Genomic DNA, 16,113 nt, shown 5'->3' with positions numbered 1-16,113 from the left:
ATTCATCCGGGCGGTTGCGGTATAGACATGAGCCCATCCCCATGGAATAAAATTGCAAAAGAAAAGACCAAAGCGGATTTGTCGCTTTGGTCAGAGTGTGTTAAAGCTGGAGATAGTACGTTACGAGCTTCAGTAGCTGTTCTCCGAGTGGCTGTTGCTGGACTACTCTCTGGTAATGGTCACCACATGAGTCTCGTCATCGAAGGTGATCGTCGCTCCAAGCTGTTCAGCGATGAAGCGAATCGGCACGTAAGTGGAGCCGTGTTTTAGGGTAGGCGCGCTCTGCAGTTCGATGCTTCTGCCGTCTACCGTGGCTGTATGTTGATCTAGCGTCATGACGATGACCTTGCCGGATAATCCGTCCGTAATCGTCACCTGCTGGAGCCCCTCGTTCCATTTCACGTCTGCGCCAAACTCTTCTGAGAGGAATCGAACCGGAACCATGGTAACCTCATCGGTGTTGATATAAGGCTGTGTTTGAGAGAAGCTGTACAGGTCCTCTTCGGCAGCCTGCTCATCCTCCACAATAAAGTTCATCTCTTTGTGGGTAACACGTAGATCTTCCTTCAAAAACTTATAGAACGAAGAGCTGGACTCAAAATTATGGAGCAGCGCGAAGCTGCTGGAATTCTCCGAGTCAACTGTCAGAGCGCCTTTGGACGTATCGATGGTATCGGCAGTAACCGGTTTATTGATATTCCAATATTCAAAGGCGCCTGTCAGTTTGACGGACGATACGCCATCATCGGAATCTACAATAGGATCGTCAGCTCGAATTGCTGCTTGCGCACGAACTGATCTTGGTCAATGAGATAATCGGCCTTGAAGGTCAGTTGGTCGCTAAACATAGCATCTGCCTGTGCACCGTCATTGGAGGAAGCAAGACTGTCTGCTATCGTTTTGTCGAAGTCCTCCACGGCTTTTTTCAAATACTCATGGATGGTCGTGTAGGCAAACTCAACGGCTAGTGTTTTATTGTCTAAATAAGCTGTTACAAGATTTGGCATCGCGCCTGTGGGGCTATCCGTTTCCAGGTCAGGGTAATCCTTCTTCATTTGTTCCTGAGAAGCTTTCATCTGCTCTTTGATGATAGGTACAGCTACGTCATAGACTTGGCCCAATAGCTCTTTCAAGCCTTCTTCGTCGGCCAGTACGCTGGTCAGGAACAATTTCAGCAGTTCCGTCAACTCGCTGCCGCTTAGCTCTATATGAGCCTTTTGCAAATTCAGCGTCTCGTTGTTCACCTTCTCGGATACAGAGGATACGGATACTTTTTTCGGATTCGGAGCATTGGAGAAAAAGAATTTCAACAGCACGGGCTGCAGCTTCTCTGCACTCTTTCTTACTTGCTCTTGCACTTCTTTAGATAAGGTCGTAGGCTGTCCATTCGCTGTCATGGCCATTTGATCAAAGACGATTGGCTTCTTGCCGCCCTCAATTTGAATAGTCATTATGGAGCCGTCTACGGCAATTTTGAAAGGAATGGTCCCTCTCGCAACGGTCAGCGCTGCATCGATAGAAGCATGCTCTTTATCCTGCATTTTAGCGCTAGTAATAGTGAGCTTTGAGTTTTTCAGAGCTTCATTGATAGCTCGGTCTTGGGGGAAGCCAGGTCGGGGTCGCTAATGTTTAGCTCCAGCCCCAGCGTTCCTTTGGATTCCGACGATTGAATGTCGGCATTGTTTTGGAGTGCTTTGCCGAAATCCAGGCCTTGTACGGCCTGACAACCTGTTAAAGCAATGAGCAATAGGACGAGTGTGGCGGAAATCAGCCACTTCAGGCGGTTTTTGTGCATGCTGTAATCTTCTCCCTTGTATATAATAGAATCTTAGGTAGTGCTCGGTGTCTGATAGATTATACGCGAGAATAGGCAGAAGGATGCGATTTTTCTCGATAAACTCGGAAAGCAGACAGCCAGACAGCAGTGATCCGTATGATAGAGTTACATAAGGAGGCTATAATGAAGTGACGATACATCTTATCCATCAAGCAATCGATATAGAAGTGGAGGCGTCCTTTTACAACCGTGCGGATGGGAGGAGGAACAAGTGATGCTGCTGCGCAGAATGGTTCAATTGGGGCTCCTAGCCTACACCTGCTGCTTGCTCTATTGGATGTTTTTCGGCTTTGGACGAAGCCAGGCAGCCTTCCAAACCTATCACTATAATCTAATTCCCTTTGAAACGATAGGAAGCTATATCGTCCATTTTAAGCACTATTCGCTGCAAACATGGGTGATGAATATGGTGGGCAATATTGGTGTGTTTGCCCCATTCGGATGGGGAATCGCCTATTTGACGAGGTGGAAGCGTGCGAGGGTGCTGATCTGCATCATGGCAGGACTTCTGCTGCTCGAGCTGCTGCAGCTAGTAACAAAGCGGGGAAGCTTTGACGTAGACGATCTCATACTGAATATGTTAGGTGCCTACATAGGGGATGCCGTGAAGCGTTGGTTTACCCGTTAACAATTATTTCAATCAAGATTGGCTAAGAAATGGAGCGAAATTTGCCGAATTCATATACAATGAAGAAAAATGGGAGTCATCTTTTAAGCTGCCAAGGAATAAGAGAAATGGGGATCAAATAAAGGATGCCAGTCTATCGAAGCTTTCTAAAACATCTAGTGCGCAATTATATCCTTGGATCCTCGATTGCCGTTATCGGTGTGGGAGGTGTCATCATTACTTCGACACTCAATCTCACCGCGACAGAGTTTCAGCGGATTTTCATCATTATGTTTCTTTCATTAATTATTATGATGGTTGCAGAGGGGCTCCTATTTAAACGGCATATCGCTCCTATTCGTAAAATGTTTGACATAGAAAAGCCGGATCTCGCCGTCATTCGAGAGGCGTACCTGCAGATCCACCGCTTTCCGTCCTTATCCGTAAAACGAATTCTTGGTCCGCACTTTCTCGGCTTGTCCATACCCGCCGTGATTATGGCAGGAACCGCCATTCATTTGGGCTGGCTTACCATGCCTATGTATTTCATCATCTTTGCCGGAATCGGGGCGGTGCTGATCGCCAGCATGCATGCCTTGATCGAGTTCTTTCTTACCGTGCAGGCGATACGCCCCATTCTGTTGTACGCTAGGGAGCTGGGGCAGCGCTGCTACGGAGAGGACGTATCGCTTGATGGGAGGGTTATCGTTTCCATTCAGCGTAAATTCCAGCTAAGCGCCTTCATGATCGGTACGTTTCCCTTGTTCTTATTCAGTTGGGCAACGCAGCTTCGTTTGATTATCAGCTCATCGGAGCTGTCGATGGAATTCTGGAAATGGACCTTGATTATCCTGGTCATGGGCATCGCCTTTTCGTCGTTAGGTGCCTGGCTGTTATCCCGTGATGTGCAGCAGCCGATCCGCGATCTGTACGGAGCAATGAAAGAAGTGCAGGACGGCGATTTGCAGGTCCGGGCAACTGATTTATACTCGGATGAATTCTCCCGTCTCGTTGCCGGATTTAATCATATGGTGAAGGGACTTTCGCAGCGGGAGAAAATGAATAGTCAGCTTCTGCAAAGCTACTATGCAACCTTAGCGGCAGCCTTGGATGCGCGGGATGCCTACACGGCCGGTCATTCGCAGCGCGTCGCCGAATACTCGTTGATGATCGGCACGGCGGTAGGCTTTAATGAACACCAGCTGGACTTGCTGAACAAGACCGCACTGCTGCACGATATCGGTAAAATCGGTGTAAGAGATGCCGTCCTGCTGAAGGAAAGCAAGCTGACAGACGAGGAGTTTGAACAAATCAAGCTCCATCCGGTGCTCGGTGAGAGCATCCTGAAGCAGATTGAGCCGGCTGAGGCCATGGCTCCTTTGCTCCCGGGGGTACGCTCTCATCATGAGCGTTTTGACGGGAAAGGCTACCCGGATGGCCTAAGCGGAGAGGGCATACCGCTGCTGGGCCGGATTATTGCTGTGGCGGACGCCTACGACGCGATGACGTCAGACAGACCATACCGGAAGGGAATGCCGGTCGCGAAGGCGCTCGCCATTCTGGAGGAAGGCAAAGGGACGCAATGGGACCCGCGCTTTGCTCAGTTGTTTATTGATTTGCAAGCACCTAACGCAAACAAATGAAAGATTCATTTGAAAAATGATTCCGGGAGGAAGCGGCATGGATGAACAACGTTACCCAATCGGCGAATTTGAACACGACGGAGAGATAACGGAGCAGCAGTTGCAAGTGTGGATCTATCGCATCGAGTCCGCTCCCGTCAGATTAAGAGCAGCTGTAGCAGGCTTGTCCGACAAGCAGCTGGACACGCCCTATCGCGAGGGCGGTTGGACGCTTCGGCAGGTGGTTCATCATGTCGCCGACAGTCATATCAACAGCTACACGCGCTTTAAGCTGGCCTTAACGGAAGAGCAGCCTGTCATTAAACCATATTACGAGGATCGATGGGCGGAGCTCAGCGACAGCCGGAATGCTCCGCTAGAGCTTTCGCTTGCGCTGCTGGACGCTTTGCATGAACGCTGGGTCATATTGCTTCGATCTCTTCACCGGGAGCAGCTCTCACGGACATTTATTCATCCTGAATCCGGCAGCACGATCCCCTTGGATCGGAATATCGGGATATATGCCTGGCATGGCGACCATCATATCGCCCATGTGACAAGTCTGCGCAGCCGGATGGGCTGGCAGTAACCGTCTCAGCCATACATAAAGACAGACAGCCCGCCTTCGGTGTGAATGGCGGGCTCATTGTTCTTAATTCGGCAGGCCGGCTTCGTTATAGGAGCCGCCTGTTTCTGCTGGGCTTGCATAGGCTAGATAAGCTGCTGTCTTGTCGATCCATTCCTGAACGTAATGATCGGTAGCCCACTGGGCCATTACGAGCTTCTCATTCGGCTTCAAGTCTATGGTCAGCTGAGGGTCGTTGTTGGGCGCTTGCCCGTAGGGGTAAAACTTCAGCTTCCCTTCCTCGAAGATCACAATCATGTCGTTCAGCGGGGAAGTCAGGGCGTCCGTAGCTTTGGGCCAGGAGGTTTTAATATCCATCCAGGTTGAAGCCAGTTCATCATGATTCACCACTTTATCCGGCAGATCGCGAGGCCAGTCATGCAGGATGTATTGATCGGGCAGTGTGGAGTCGGCCAAAGGTGTCTGGGCGATCTTCCCGACCCATCGTCCGGGGGCTCGTTCAACAGTCCAGCTCTGTCCGTTGATCTCCATGGGCTGGTCCTTGGAAATATGCTGGTCGGATAGATTGTTCAGCACACCGCTAATGCTGGGGTCATAGACATCTGTGACCGCTACATGGTTCGGGTCCGTCGGTTTTTTGTAAAACTCCAGCGTGTGGCCTTCCTTCAGTTGAGGCAGCGTCCGTACCCAGATGCGGCTGGCTTGGTACGGCTGTTTGCCGTGGGTGCCTTGCTCCGACTCGGCGATAGATAGATACTGGTTGCCTGCAAACAGCAGCGTTTCAATCCGATTCAGCTTTTCCTCCGGATCATCCGTGAACGTTTCCGGTTTGACGGGTTGATCGGCCAGATGGGCAGACAAATAATGAATTTCATCCGAGGCAGTTTTCTGTACCAGCGAATCGATCTTCCAGAAGTTCATTTTGTAAGGCATCAATATGCCGCTTCCCTCAGAGGTTTTCCGCAGCTTCCCCCGCACGGGAGCGATCAGCATGGTTCTGTAGGTACTGTAAGTTAGCGGACCTGCGTGGTTCACGCTGTCGGTACTCTTTTGTTCTGTGCGGAGTCCTATCAGTAAAGCGGAGTTAATCGATACGGGAGCGGGCGTCACGATCTGCGGGCCTTCACTTGCAGCGAGCTGCGTGGCGGCTGCGGCATCGCTCTTGGTGTTCAGTATTCCCCACGGGAACAATAGAACCGCCGCCGAAATCGCGCCTAGCCCGCCGATGAACAGGAACAGCTTGGTGCGGGGCTTTGCCCGCTCTTTGCGGTCAATGGCTGCTTCGATGTTCCGCTCAAGCTCGGGGGTAAATCCCGATACCTTCAGCGGACCGGACTGCAGCTCCTTATGTACATCATCCGAATCAGGAGTGTTCACGGGCTTCACGCTCCTTCAACTGGATCACCTTCAATCTGGCATGATGCAGCCTCGATTTGACGGTGCCTTCAGAGATGTTCAGTACAGCTGCGATTTCTTTCATCGAAAGCTGGTAATGGGCGTGCAAAATCAAGATCTCCCTGTATTTCGGAGGGAGGGAGATTACTTTTTTCCATATATCGCTTGCATAAAGCTTCTCCATCGCTTCCGTTTCAGCGGAATGATGGGTGCCGGCAGAGTGGATAAAGCCGACTAAGGTCACTTTACGCCAGAATGCTTTGCGCAAATAATCGTAAGCGGTGTTGCGGGTTATGGTTAACAGCCACGTTTTGACGGATGCTTCTCCGCGGAACGTGGTCAGATTGCGGTATACTTTAAGAAAGGCATCCTGCGTAATGTCGTCAGCCAGGTCCGTGTTCCGGCAAATGCTGAACGCATAATTCCACACATCGTTGCCATAAGCCTCCATTATATTGCGAAGGATCGCCTTCTGATCGGTTGTTTCAGATACATACTTTAAATATTCAAATACATGGACACCGGTCGTTTCCATTCTCTCACCTCTCCTAATGTAATTAGACGTCGCATCTCTCTAAAAAGTTTGCAAAATAAGAAAAAAAGGCTGTCACATATTGTCTTTCTTGTTCGTCTCATGAAGTGCGCTATTTGTCGTCTATATGCCGTAAACTGTATGTGTGAAGAAGCAGCGCCTTCCTGGAAGGAAGCGCTCAGATTGCCTGATGTAAAGGAGAACTGCCTTTATGAATATAGAAAACCTCTACGATAAATATAAGCCCTTGCTATTCGCCATCGCATATCGGATGACCGGCTCTGCTGCGGATGCGGAGGATATGGTGCAGGATACATTCCTTGGCGCACAGGAGCTGGATGCAGGCCATGTCAGCAATATCAAAGCGTATTTATGCAAAATGGTAACGAATCGCTGTATCGACTATTTGAAATCCGCCCGAAAGCGAAGAGAGCTCTATGTAGGGAATTGGCTGCCTGAACCGCTCATCCTGAGCGAGGACGACCCATTGTTAACCGTCGAACGAAACGAGACGCTGTCTTATGCGTTTCTCGTCTACTTGGAAAAGCTCACACCTGTGGAGCGCGCCCTTTTTATTTTACGGGAAGCATTTGATTACGACTACACAGATCTTGCTGATCTAGTAGGAAAGTCGGAAGCGAGCTGTCGTCAGATTATCAGCCGGTTGAAGAAGAAACAGCAGCTGGATGCGGCACCTCACGTGTGGGCAGGGGATAGCACAAACAGTGAGTTGGCGGAGCGGTTTATGCATGCATCAAGCACCGGGAATATGGAACTGCTAATCAGGTCGTTGACAGAGGATGTCGTGTTGTACTCCGACGGAGGGGGCAAAGTGATTGCGGCGATTAATCCGATTCAGGGGCGCGAGCGTGTCGTGAAATTCCTGATTGGAATTGGCGCGAAGGCTTCTCCCGATCGAACATACCGTATTGTGAATATGAACGGCCAGCATGCGATCTTGGTACGGGAGCGCGGCGCGGTCATAACCGCCATTCAATGGGAGGCTGATAGGCAGGGCTGCATCCGACAGCTATTTTTTGTCAGGAATCCCGATAAGCTGCCGACTGGCGGGCGATAATTGAAGCTCCGTTATACACTTCGAAGAAAACGGAAGGTTTAAGTCGCTGAAGGCTGGATTTGGCGGCTGACTTGGGGATATTTGTAAATCTAAATGGGGAGGAAAGTTTGCGCAGGACCCAGAACCATTTGGAGTAAGGCTGATAAAGGCAAGTGTGCAGGCAGGCACAAGACTTCCCATGAACCAGACGCTCTAGCAGGTACAAAAGCCCCGCGCATGCTCCTGCAGCTCAAGGCTTTGGCGGGAGGGGGCCCCGGTACCGGGGCTGCAGCTTTAGCTAGAATGCTGGATCTGAGAGGTAGGGGTCACTCCGACGCTAATCGCTTTGTGGAGCCACAGGATATCTTGAATGGAGCTTGCCTCTTCTTGACGGCACTGAATCATAAGCGTAACCTCCGGCATCCGCTTCGGCAGTTTTCCTAATGAATGGCCGGAACGCGGTGTAAACAGGAGGAAGAGGCTGAAGCCGACGAGGAAGCCGCATACGGCGCTGATGATTCCCCATATGATCGGCCCCCATTCCAGAATGAAGCCTCTGCTGATGCCGATAACTCCGCAAGCGGTGGCAAGCGCCATGCCAAGCTCCACGGCTTTCATGGTCCTGTCCGATGGGGGCCCGCTGGTTACAGATCCGTTCTCTTTGCTGCTGTTCATCAGGATAGGAACAATGCGAGAGCGTTCAATTCCTTTATGCTCCAATAGGGAGAGGGCCTGCTCTAATTCGGTTGAATGTTCAAAAGTGCCTACAATCCACAACGAAGAGTCCCCTCCTTGAACTGTTTGCTGTACGCTATATGCGACAGAGTAATAATTCTTACTTAGGAATGAACGCTGCTCCAAACGAAACAAGCGATTTTGCGCGCGCGCGCTATAAAATGAATGATAAATAGCACCTCCAATAACGGAAGGCATGAACATCAGCCACTGGGGCTGCAGGATGGCGGATACCTCATCATTATGCCCATTCAGCATGGCAAGGAAGCCTTCATAGCTGTGGGAGAAGCTAATGTAGATCCACCACCAGATTAACCCGTAAATGCCAAGCCAGATGTGCTGATTGTAGATTTGACCGAGACCCGGAAAAGCGAGCGAGCATAAAGCGGCGGTCAAAGGGCGCTTCTTCTCCAAATTTTGAATGCCGGTTGATTTCATCAACAGAGGGGAAAGCTTGACCTGCTCCCTCTCGGCTAGATCATAGAGCTTGTTGGCTTCTACACAGCATCTGTAGCTATCCCAAATAGCAAAAAAATAAATGATTAAATATCCGTACATCCATAGGGGCCGAATGGCCTGAGTAGCCATCTCGAACTTGCCGCAGAATGTATACACCATGGCCTCATTGATATGAGCTAAGGTATTAATGATGACTTCGGATAAAGTCAGGATAACCCCTGTTGTATTTTTAAAAAGAAGAAGGTGCCCAAAACCCGGAAACGATGCAGACCACCAGGCAACAGTAACAGGATTTTGTTTATTCAGGTAGATGATGTCATATCTTCTGACGGATGCCAGCTGCCGTCTAGGTCTCGTATTTCCGGTCACGGTCAAGTATGCTCCTCGCCAATTATCTATATTTACTATTATGTAAGGAAATGGATATTTTCATTCGTGTTAGGTGGGCAGGTTTTATCTTGACAACAACAGGCACAATCCTCAATATGAAAGTATGTACGCTGCTTGAAAATATAGCGTCCTGATGGAAGGAAGAACACCATGAACTTCGTTGAACACATATGGGAGCACATCCGCTCAGGTAAAATTAATAACTATCCCCAACCGGTAGCTTTAAATATGGGACTGGCGTACACCGTGAAGCTGCCCGATATGAAGACCAGCCTAATTTGGCTGCCTTATGAGTACACGGGGCTGGCCTATATCGATTTGGGGCATCAGGTGAACGTACATCCTTATTACCTGGGGGCCGTCATCGAAGAGGTGGAGATTTCCGGGGGACGGATCTGCATAAGCCGCAGACGGAAGAAGCCTTTGAGAAGACTCTATATATGAAGAGCTGGGATTTACATCAAGCACTGAAGATGGAGAAATATGAGTATTTGAATGGGGCTGCCGCGGATTATTTGTTGAAAATGCAGCATTTCACGGATTGGCTCCGTTATTATAATTCTGTCAGGCTGGTAGGCCCCGGTAAGAAAACGGGGTAGTCTGACCTGAAGAGGAGAGCTGCTGATGACCCGAACAGCATGTGTGACCGGAGCGGACCGAGGCGTGGGCCTGGAGCTCACCCGCGAGCTGCTGCGGCAGGGCTACACGGTGTATGCAGGCTATATCATAGAAGACGGCAAAGAACTGCCGCTGCTTGCAGCGGAGTATCCCGGGCATCTGCATCGGGTCCCTATGAATGTTGCGGATGACGGCAGTGTGAAGGCTGGTGCCGCGCACATTGCCAGCCTAACAGAGCGGTTGGATTTGCTGATTAACAATGCAGCCATCCTGGGCGATATTCAAGCCGCTGTTACGGATGAGCTTGATTTTGGGAATATGCAGCAGGTGTTCAATGTGAATGCGCTCGGCGCGCTTAGAGTATCTAACGCATTGATTCACCTGATTCAAAGAAGCAACCTCCCGCTCATCGTCAACATTTCTTCCGAGGCCGGAAGTGTCGGTACTTGCTGGCGGACAGGCTGGTTTGCTTACTGTATGTCCAAGGCTGCTCTTAACATGCAAACAGCGATCATCCATAACCAGTTGAAACAAGACGGAGGACAAGTGATCGCGATCCACCCAGGTTGGGTACAGACCTATATGCAGGGTACAAAGGACGAGCAAGCGACCTTAACGCCGCAGCAATCGGCAGTTTCGATTTTACGTACGATCGCCATGTATGCTTCGGATGTGCCGGAGCAGGCCCGATTTGTCGACTATGAGGGCAATGCCATGCAGTGGTAACGTAACTAAATATAAGAATGAAGCTCCTTTAGGCAGCAGTTATGCTAAGCTTTGGGGGCTTTTTTGAACTGGAGGTTAATCCCAATCACGGAACCTTAAACTAATCTAACAAAGTTCGTGTAGGATAGGCAGTAAGAATAAAGGAATTCACGGATATAGGAAGGTACGGTGCGGTACGATGGCGAAAGTGATGATTGTAGACGATGCGGCTTTTATGAGAGCCATGCTGAAAGGTATCATTACCGAGATGGGCTTTGAGGTTGTGGCGGAAGCTGGGAACGGACAGGAAGCGGTAAAGAACTTCCAACAGTATCACCCTGATCTGGTGACGATGGACATCACGATGCCGGATATGGACGGAGTCGCTGCGGTACGTTCCATCATGCAAATCAATGATAAGGCCAAAATCATCATGTGCTCAGCCATGGGTCAACAAAAAATGGTTTTGGATGCCATTCAAGCGGGAGCTAAGGATTTTATCGTGAAGCCCTTTGACCGGGTACGGGTGAGCGAATCTATCCTCAAGGTGCTAAGCAAATAGGAGTGTTCTCCGAAAACTATGGAGCTCTCCACTTCCGCTTTATCAACAGCCTGACACTCTTCCGAATACGGAAGGGTTCTTTTTTTTGTAAGGTACATACAAGTTGGTGCAAAAAAGGAGCGGATAAAAACACAAATGACAAACATGTACGTACAAGTATATAATGGAGGTAAGCGGTTTACTACTTGCGAAGGGTGTTGAGGAGATTGCTGGAGAGTTTGAAGCAAGCTGTACTAGAGGCTAACCTTGATTTGCCGAAGTATGGGTTAGTTACGTTTACTTGGGGGAACGTCAGCGGAATCGATCGTGAGCAAGGTCTAGTAGTCATTAAGCCAAGCGGCGTGCCGTATGAGGAGCTGAAGGCAGAGGACCTGGTCGTGGTGGACCTGGAAGGCAATAAGGTCGAAGGCTCCATGAAGCCTTCATCCGACACGCCGACCCATCTGGCGCTGTACCGGGCGTTCCCGTCCATCGGCGGTATCGTGCATACGCATTCGCCATGGGCAACCAGCTGGGCGCAGGCGGGTCGCGGTATCTCTGCACTGGGCACGACGCACGCGGATTATTTTTACGGCGAGGTTCCCTGCACGCGTCTCATGACGGAGGCGGAGATTCAAGGAGCTTACGAGCTGGAGACCGGCAATGTGATTATTGAGACGTTTGAAGGCAAAGACCCGATGATGGTGCCAGGCGTCTTGGTTAACTGCCACGCGCCGTTCAGCTGGGGAAAAGACGCACACAACGCCGTTCACAATGCGGTAGTGCTGGAGGAGGTCGCGAAGATCGCCTACCATACCTATCAATTGAATCCTTCCATCCAGCCAATGGATCAGACTCTGCTCGACCGTCACTTCTTGAGAAAGCACGGAGCCAACGCTTACTACGGCCAAAAATAATAAGCCCTTTAGCTGCCGGTGCTTGTCATGACCCGGTATGATCGACGAAGCGAAAAAGCAGCCACCTCTAGGATGTCTAGAGAGCGGCTGCTTTTTGTCGTTAGGCGCGGTTTGCTTCGCTTTGGTTATAAATACTTGCCAGGTCATCTTCGGTACAGAAGCTGCAGCTGGCCAGATAATTCGCTTTTCTTAAGCGTGCGCTAAGCAGCGTCAACGAACTGGTGAGAAGATGCTCCTTCGTAATATCGGCCACATGGAACTGGATGCCGTATTCAAATAAGGAAGGTCCGATCGTGTTCTTTCTGGTAATGGTGCCGAGAATTTTAAAGTCCTGGCTAAACAACTGGAACGTAAATTCGAGCAGCAGGTTCATATTCACCGGAAACCGCAGAGGAGTGTGAATCCGGATTCCACCGGTGCTGATATCTTTAATCACAATTTTGGTATAGTTGCTTTCGGTCGCTTCGTTTCGGATACCAATGATTTTCAGCATCGCAGCTAAGGGATTTGCAGATTGATGCGGAAATGCTCCCTTTGATTTGTGACTGACATGGATCATCAACCTTTAGTCATTAGTAGGATTATTATACTACATGCCATTCCGAATAAGCGATACGTTTCATAAATAAATGCAAGTAAATCCTTTACTTGGCAAGAAAATATCCTCATGCTATGGTGAAAGCAAAATCAGATAAACCTTGGGCGGGAGTGAATCACGATATGGCGAAGCTTCAATTGGTACTCGATATGGGAGGTGTGCTGATTACGAATTTGACACCGGGTATGTGGGAGGAGCTGGCCGCGGGCTCCCATGTAACGTATGCGGAGCTGCGTGAGCGATATAAGCAGGATTTGAAGCATATGCTGTGGACAGGCGAGCTGACCCTGGAACAGTTCTGGAGCTGGATCTCGCAGCAGTGCACAGCGGTTGACACGGCACAGATGGACGGCCTGGTGCAGAAGCATCTGCTTAAGCTGCCGGCCTGGGAGCATCTTGAGGGATGGAGCGAGCGGGCGGAGCTTCATATTCTCAGCAATCACCGACAGGAATGGATTGGCCCGATATTAGCTCCTATTCACGAACTGTTGAGCAGCATCACCATCTCCAGCCAGAGCGGCTGCTGCAAGCCGTATCCGGACATTTACGCGGCTGCAGCCTCCAAGCTCCAGACAAGTGCTCCGGTTCTCTTCGTCGATGACCAAGAGAAGAACCTGCGGGAAGCGGCCAAGCTGGGCTGGATGACGCTGCTTGCTGATGAAGCCGGGGAGTGGATCCGCCGTGTGGACGCCCTGCTCGCTGATGAAGTTGGGGAGTGAGTCCGCCGTGTGGATCATCTGCTTGCTCTGAGGTGCGGAGTCCTAGGAAACCCCAAGCGATATCAATCCTTGCTCTGAATCACAAGCAAATAGCCAGCTTCGATTTGAATATCTCCGGTCTCCTCGAGAAGTACATTGCTAATTCCAAGTGATTGGCCGATTTGCAGCGTAGCCTGCTCAAGCGGATATTGGAAGCCGCGAAGGGTGATGCCGGTTACTTCCAGGCTGACAGGGAGTAGGGAGACATGCGCATACGGCCCTTTTTGCAGTACGGTCGATTCTCGGATCAGCCGGATTTCGTTAGAGGCATCGATAATGCGGCACGGGGTGCCGCAGTCGGCGGCTTTTCGAAGCAGGTGGATATTGGCTAAAGAGTGATCAAACCGGGTGCCTAACGCACCGAGAAGGACAATGCTGCCGGGCTGCTGCGACAGTGCCCATTCAAAGGCCATCTCCGTGTCGGTCAAATCCTTGTACACCGGATCGCAATCCATAAAGAGCGTGCTGGAGGCGCGGATCTTTTCCTTATCCTCCAGAGTGACCGAGTCGAAATCCCCGAGTGAGATATGCGGCCGGAGCCCATTTTCGATTAGAAATAAAGCGCCCCTGTCGGAGCCGACCAAGAGGTCGTCCGGTTGTAATTCCTTCAGAACCCAGTCCCCTAGCGATCCGCCTGTTACGATGGCTATTCGTTTGCCTGACATATGTATTCTCCTATTCTAAAGTCCATATAGGCAAATTATAGCATAGAAAGAGAAAAACCGAGCCGGGGACATCGGACTCGGTTCTGCATGACACTAACCCTCGAATTTGGATTGACCGTCGCTGACTTGCTTGCGGATCGGTGTGTTTTCTTTAAAATTATGATCAATTTCCGACTCGTCCATAGAGAAACCTTTCATCTCCCAAGTCGTCCGGCCGAGAATCAGATCAGCCGGGAATTTTTCACCGCGCTTCAGGGTTACTTCTTTGCCGTCTTCATCCGCATAGACACCATCCGTCTCTACGGTGTCACCACTCATAGGATCCATGGTTTTATCATTCGACATCCAGTAGTCCTCCTTTCTCAGTAGCCTACACATACCATTTCCAAGGTTGGAGGAAATTATGAGCGGGAATGAGCGGGATCGTGTAGAATAGGTAGGTGCTTCATGAGACATCATTACGGAGGGGAACATACAGGTTTATGGTTCTATGGGGAACAATCGTGAATGCGCTGGCTATTGTGGCCGGAGGGCTGCTGGGAAGCGTGCTGCCCCGCATACCGGAAGGAATTCGCAATACGGTCCTGCAGGGAATTGGTTTGGCCATCTCTGTGCTGGGCATTACAATGGCGCTGAAGACGGACCAAATTCTAACGGTTATTATCAGTCTTGTCGTGGGAGGAATCATCGGGGAGATATTAAAAATTGAGCATAGACTTCAGCGGCTTGGGGACAAGCTGCAGCAGCTTTTGCTTAAGAAGGGTGGGACGGGAGGCAGGGGCAGCATCTCGGAGGGATTTGTCACCGCCACGCTCGTATTCTGTATAGGAGCAATGGCCATCTTAGGTCCGCTTGACAGCGGCCTGAAGCATAACCACGATATTTTATATACGAAGGCGCTGCTGGATGGCTTCTTGTCCATTATTTTCGCGTCAGCCTTGGGCCTAGGGGTCATCTTTTCGGCGGGGCCTGTATTGGTCTATCAGGGGATAATTGCATTAGCCGCCTCCTTGATTGCCATGGCTCTGAGCGATGCGGCTCTACATGAAATTATACTGGTCGTGACAGGTACAGGGGGAGTCATTGTGATAGGCGTGGGACTTAATATTTTAGAGGTGAAAAAAATCAACGTAGGCAACATGCTGCCAGCGCTGGTCATTGCCGCACTAACTGTCCCCCTGAAACCTTGGATTGTGGACCTTTTTGCTAGAATCGTGAATCCTATGTAAGATGGCTTAAGCCAGTGAGCCGTTGAATTTATAGCCTACTCCGCGAACCGTGATGATATATTTGGGTTCGGCCGGATTAGGCTCTATTTTTTTACGAAGGTTACTGATATGTACAATTAATGTGCGCGGATCGCCAAAGCTCTCCAGACTCCATACCAGTTCAAAGAGCTGCTCGATCTTGTAAACGCGATTTGGCGTCTTGGCCATTAAGGAGAGCAGGTCGAATTCTTTGGCGGATAAGGAGATAGGTTGTCCGTTTACTTTTACGATATGGCTGGCCATGTCGATCTCTATACCAGGATAGCGGACAAGCTGTGGGTTCTCTCTATGCTGATCGATGTAGGTGTTGCGCCGTAGATGAGCTTTGACACGGGCTACCAGCTGGCTAGGACTGAATGGTTTGGTTATATAATCGTCACCGCCGATGCTAAGTCCGAGAATGATGTCGATATCCTCGCATTTGCAGGAAAGGAACACAATCGGTGTCGTGTACGTCTTACGCAGCTGCCTGCAAACCTCTATCCCGTCGAGTCCGGGCAGCAATATATCTAATATAATAAGATCCGGATGATGCTCAGAGACAATCCGAAGCACATCCTGACCGTTATTGGCGCTAATGACCTCGTAGCCTTCGCGAACCAAGTAGAGTCGGATTAATTCTACAATCTCCGGCTCGTCATCAACGATTAAGATTTTTTTTCCGGGCATTCATGGAATCCTCCTCAGGCGGGGTCTTGAAATGAATAGTAAGTGATTCCCATTCTCAAACTAATTCATATTATAAAACGATTTCCACTCTAATTCTATCCTTTATTTACCAAATATTCATTTATGTTTACTAGAATAACGTGAAAGAGTTGAC

Annotated in this window: 21 protein-coding genes; 11 read left to right on the top strand and 10 right to left on the bottom strand. The window is 50.0% G+C overall.

Annotation, left to right across the window (positions count from 1 at the left end):
• Positions 1-162: 162 nt before the first annotated feature.
• The 3 genes from L0M14_RS25615 to L0M14_RS25605 all read right to left on the bottom strand — a co-directional run bounded on the left by L0M14_RS25615 (position 163) and on the right by L0M14_RS25605 (position 1,795).
• Positions 163-537: a copper amine oxidase N-terminal domain-containing protein gene (locus L0M14_RS25615; RefSeq protein ID WP_235119258.1), complete on the bottom strand. Its 375-nt coding sequence runs from the start codon at positions 535-537 to the stop codon at positions 163-165.
• 215 nt (positions 538-752) lie between these two features.
• Complete coding sequence (locus L0M14_RS25610) at positions 753-1,541, bottom strand: hypothetical protein (protein ID WP_235119257.1); 789 nt, start codon at positions 1,539-1,541, stop codon at positions 753-755.
• Between the two features lie 32 nt (positions 1,542-1,573).
• The gene (locus L0M14_RS25605) at positions 1,574-1,795 is read right to left on the bottom strand and encodes a hypothetical protein (protein WP_235119256.1); all 222 of its coding nucleotides are present in this window, start codon (positions 1,793-1,795) and stop codon (positions 1,574-1,576) included.
• Between the two features lie 256 nt (positions 1,796-2,051).
• Between L0M14_RS25605 and L0M14_RS25600 the strand changes: the two genes are divergently transcribed.
• From L0M14_RS25600 to L0M14_RS25590, 3 genes are all read left to right on the top strand, one after another.
• Positions 2,052-2,465 (top strand): VanZ family protein, encoded by a 414-nt coding sequence (locus L0M14_RS25600; RefSeq protein ID WP_235119255.1) that lies wholly within the window; start codon positions 2,052-2,054, stop codon positions 2,463-2,465.
• Between the two features lie 125 nt (positions 2,466-2,590).
• Positions 2,591-4,087: an HD domain-containing phosphohydrolase gene (locus tag L0M14_RS25595; RefSeq protein WP_235119254.1), complete on the top strand. Its 1,497-nt coding sequence runs from the start codon at positions 2,591-2,593 to the stop codon at positions 4,085-4,087.
• Positions 4,088-4,124: 37 nt separating this feature from the next.
• Positions 4,125-4,655, top strand: a complete 531-nt coding sequence (locus tag L0M14_RS25590; RefSeq protein ID WP_235119253.1) for a YfiT family bacillithiol transferase — start codon at positions 4,125-4,127, stop codon at positions 4,653-4,655.
• 63 nt (positions 4,656-4,718) lie between these two features.
• On the opposite strand, the gene L0M14_RS25585 is transcribed toward L0M14_RS25590, so the two are convergent.
• Both L0M14_RS25585 and L0M14_RS25580 read right to left on the bottom strand, forming a co-directional pair.
• Complete coding sequence (locus tag L0M14_RS25585) at positions 4,719-6,029, bottom strand: hypothetical protein (RefSeq protein WP_235119252.1); 1,311 nt, start codon at positions 6,027-6,029, stop codon at positions 4,719-4,721.
• Positions 6,016-6,582: an RNA polymerase sigma factor gene (locus L0M14_RS25580; protein WP_235119251.1), complete on the bottom strand. Its 567-nt coding sequence runs from the start codon at positions 6,580-6,582 to the stop codon at positions 6,016-6,018. Before L0M14_RS25580 ends, L0M14_RS25585 begins: the two co-directional genes overlap by 14 nt.
• Positions 6,583-6,790: 208 nt before the next feature.
• Here L0M14_RS25580 and L0M14_RS25575 point away from each other — a divergent pair, with 208 nt between their 5' ends.
• Positions 6,791-7,657, top strand: a complete 867-nt coding sequence (locus L0M14_RS25575) for an RNA polymerase sigma-70 factor (protein ID WP_235119250.1) — start codon at positions 6,791-6,793, stop codon at positions 7,655-7,657.
• Positions 7,658-7,930: 273 nt separating this feature from the next.
• Here the strand turns inward: L0M14_RS25575 and L0M14_RS25570 are convergent, their stop codons facing one another.
• Positions 7,931-9,199 (bottom strand): DUF5683 domain-containing protein, encoded by a 1,269-nt coding sequence (locus L0M14_RS25570; protein WP_235119249.1) that lies wholly within the window; start codon positions 9,197-9,199, stop codon positions 7,931-7,933.
• A gap of 171 nt (positions 9,200-9,370) precedes the next feature.
• On the opposite strand from L0M14_RS25570, the gene L0M14_RS25565 reads away from it, so the two are divergent.
• The 5 genes from L0M14_RS25565 to araD all read left to right on the top strand — a co-directional run bounded on the left by L0M14_RS25565 (position 9,371) and on the right by araD (position 12,001).
• Entirely contained in the window at positions 9,371-9,664 is a 294-nt protein-coding gene (locus tag L0M14_RS25565; protein ID WP_235119248.1) for a hypothetical protein, read from the top strand.
• On the top strand, positions 9,661-9,819 hold the full coding sequence (locus L0M14_RS25560) for a hypothetical protein (protein ID WP_235119247.1): 159 nt from the start codon (positions 9,661-9,663) through the stop codon (positions 9,817-9,819). The genes L0M14_RS25565 and L0M14_RS25560 overlap by 4 nt, the downstream gene beginning before the upstream one ends.
• Before the next feature lie 25 nt (positions 9,820-9,844).
• A complete protein-coding gene (locus tag L0M14_RS25555) occupies positions 9,845-10,564 on the top strand; it encodes an SDR family oxidoreductase (RefSeq protein ID WP_235119246.1) in 720 nt (239 codons plus the stop codon).
• A 178-nt stretch (positions 10,565-10,742) separates the two neighbouring features.
• Positions 10,743-11,105, top strand: coding sequence for a response regulator (locus L0M14_RS25550; RefSeq protein WP_235119245.1), 363 nt, complete (start codon positions 10,743-10,745; stop codon positions 11,103-11,105).
• A 206-nt stretch (positions 11,106-11,311) separates the two neighbouring features.
• A complete protein-coding gene (gene araD / locus L0M14_RS25545) occupies positions 11,312-12,001 on the top strand; it encodes an L-ribulose-5-phosphate 4-epimerase (RefSeq protein ID WP_311198784.1) in 690 nt (229 codons plus the stop codon).
• Positions 12,002-12,101: 100 nt separating this feature from the next.
• Here araD and L0M14_RS25540 read toward each other — a convergent pair whose 3' ends face one another.
• On the bottom strand, positions 12,102-12,494 hold the full coding sequence (locus tag L0M14_RS25540) for a PilZ domain-containing protein (RefSeq protein WP_235119244.1): 393 nt from the start codon (positions 12,492-12,494) through the stop codon (positions 12,102-12,104).
• A 227-nt stretch (positions 12,495-12,721) separates the two neighbouring features.
• On the opposite strand from L0M14_RS25540, the gene L0M14_RS25535 reads away from it, so the two are divergent.
• Positions 12,722-13,318, top strand: coding sequence for an HAD-IA family hydrolase (locus tag L0M14_RS25535; protein ID WP_235119243.1), 597 nt, complete (start codon positions 12,722-12,724; stop codon positions 13,316-13,318).
• A 62-nt stretch (positions 13,319-13,380) separates the two neighbouring features.
• Here the strand turns inward: L0M14_RS25535 and L0M14_RS25530 are convergent, their stop codons facing one another.
• Together L0M14_RS25530 and L0M14_RS25525 are read right to left on the bottom strand one after the other, a co-directional pair.
• Positions 13,381-14,022, bottom strand: a complete 642-nt coding sequence (locus tag L0M14_RS25530; RefSeq protein ID WP_235119242.1) for a thiamine diphosphokinase — start codon at positions 14,020-14,022, stop codon at positions 13,381-13,383.
• A gap of 93 nt (positions 14,023-14,115) precedes the next feature.
• A complete protein-coding gene (locus tag L0M14_RS25525) occupies positions 14,116-14,367 on the bottom strand; it encodes a hypothetical protein (RefSeq protein ID WP_235119241.1) in 252 nt (83 codons plus the stop codon).
• A gap of 137 nt (positions 14,368-14,504) precedes the next feature.
• On the opposite strand from L0M14_RS25525, the gene L0M14_RS25520 reads away from it, so the two are divergent.
• A complete protein-coding gene (locus L0M14_RS25520) occupies positions 14,505-15,251 on the top strand; it encodes a DUF554 domain-containing protein (protein WP_235119240.1) in 747 nt (248 codons plus the stop codon).
• 6 nt (positions 15,252-15,257) lie between these two features.
• Here L0M14_RS25520 and L0M14_RS25515 read toward each other — a convergent pair whose 3' ends face one another.
• Positions 15,258-15,959: a response regulator transcription factor gene (locus L0M14_RS25515; protein ID WP_235119239.1), complete on the bottom strand. Its 702-nt coding sequence runs from the start codon at positions 15,957-15,959 to the stop codon at positions 15,258-15,260.
• Positions 15,960-16,113: the final 154 nt, after the last annotated feature.

Origin of the sequence: Paenibacillus hexagrammi (genome assembly GCF_021513275.1) — a bacterium.
Taxonomy (GTDB): domain Bacteria; phylum Bacillota; class Bacilli; order Paenibacillales; family NBRC-103111; genus Paenibacillus_E; species Paenibacillus_E hexagrammi.
This window is presented reverse-complemented; position numbering and strand designations above follow the sequence as displayed.

Coding starts and splice junctions, on each gene's coding strand:
- L0M14_RS25600 (WP_235119255.1), top strand. CDS start 2,052: ATGCTGCTGCGCAGAATGGTTCAATTGGGGCTCCTAGCCTACACCTGC.
- L0M14_RS25580 (WP_235119251.1), bottom strand. CDS start 6,582: ATGGAAACGACCGGTGTCCATGTATTTGAATATTTAAAGTATGTATCT.
- L0M14_RS25560 (WP_235119247.1), top strand. CDS start 9,661: ATGAAGAGCTGGGATTTACATCAAGCACTGAAGATGGAGAAATATGAG.
- L0M14_RS25540 (WP_235119244.1), bottom strand. CDS start 12,494: ATGCTGAAAATCATTGGTATCCGAAACGAAGCGACCGAAAGCAACTAT.
- L0M14_RS25525 (WP_235119241.1), bottom strand. CDS start 14,367: ATGTCGAATGATAAAACCATGGATCCTATGAGTGGTGACACCGTAGAG.
- L0M14_RS25520 (WP_235119240.1), top strand. CDS start 14,505: ATGGTTCTATGGGGAACAATCGTGAATGCGCTGGCTATTGTGGCCGGA.
- L0M14_RS25605 (WP_235119256.1), bottom strand. CDS start 1,795: ATGCACAAAAACCGCCTGAAGTGGCTGATTTCCGCCACACTCGTCCTA.
- L0M14_RS25535 (WP_235119243.1), top strand. CDS start 12,722: ATGGCGAAGCTTCAATTGGTACTCGATATGGGAGGTGTGCTGATTACG.
- L0M14_RS25590 (WP_235119253.1), top strand. CDS start 4,125: ATGGATGAACAACGTTACCCAATCGGCGAATTTGAACACGACGGAGAG.
- L0M14_RS25555 (WP_235119246.1), top strand. CDS start 9,845: ATGACCCGAACAGCATGTGTGACCGGAGCGGACCGAGGCGTGGGCCTG.
- L0M14_RS25595 (WP_235119254.1), top strand. CDS start 2,591: ATGCCAGTCTATCGAAGCTTTCTAAAACATCTAGTGCGCAATTATATC.
- L0M14_RS25610 (WP_235119257.1), bottom strand. CDS start 1,541: ATGCAGGATAAAGAGCATGCTTCTATCGATGCAGCGCTGACCGTTGCG.
- L0M14_RS25615 (WP_235119258.1), bottom strand. CDS start 537: ATGAACTTTATTGTGGAGGATGAGCAGGCTGCCGAAGAGGACCTGTAC.
- L0M14_RS25515 (WP_235119239.1), bottom strand. CDS start 15,959: ATGCCCGGAAAAAAAATCTTAATCGTTGATGACGAGCCGGAGATTGTA.
- L0M14_RS25565 (WP_235119248.1), top strand. CDS start 9,371: ATGAACTTCGTTGAACACATATGGGAGCACATCCGCTCAGGTAAAATT.
- L0M14_RS25530 (WP_235119242.1), bottom strand. CDS start 14,022: ATGTCAGGCAAACGAATAGCCATCGTAACAGGCGGATCGCTAGGGGAC.
- L0M14_RS25575 (WP_235119250.1), top strand. CDS start 6,791: ATGAATATAGAAAACCTCTACGATAAATATAAGCCCTTGCTATTCGCC.
- L0M14_RS25550 (WP_235119245.1), top strand. CDS start 10,743: ATGGCGAAAGTGATGATTGTAGACGATGCGGCTTTTATGAGAGCCATG.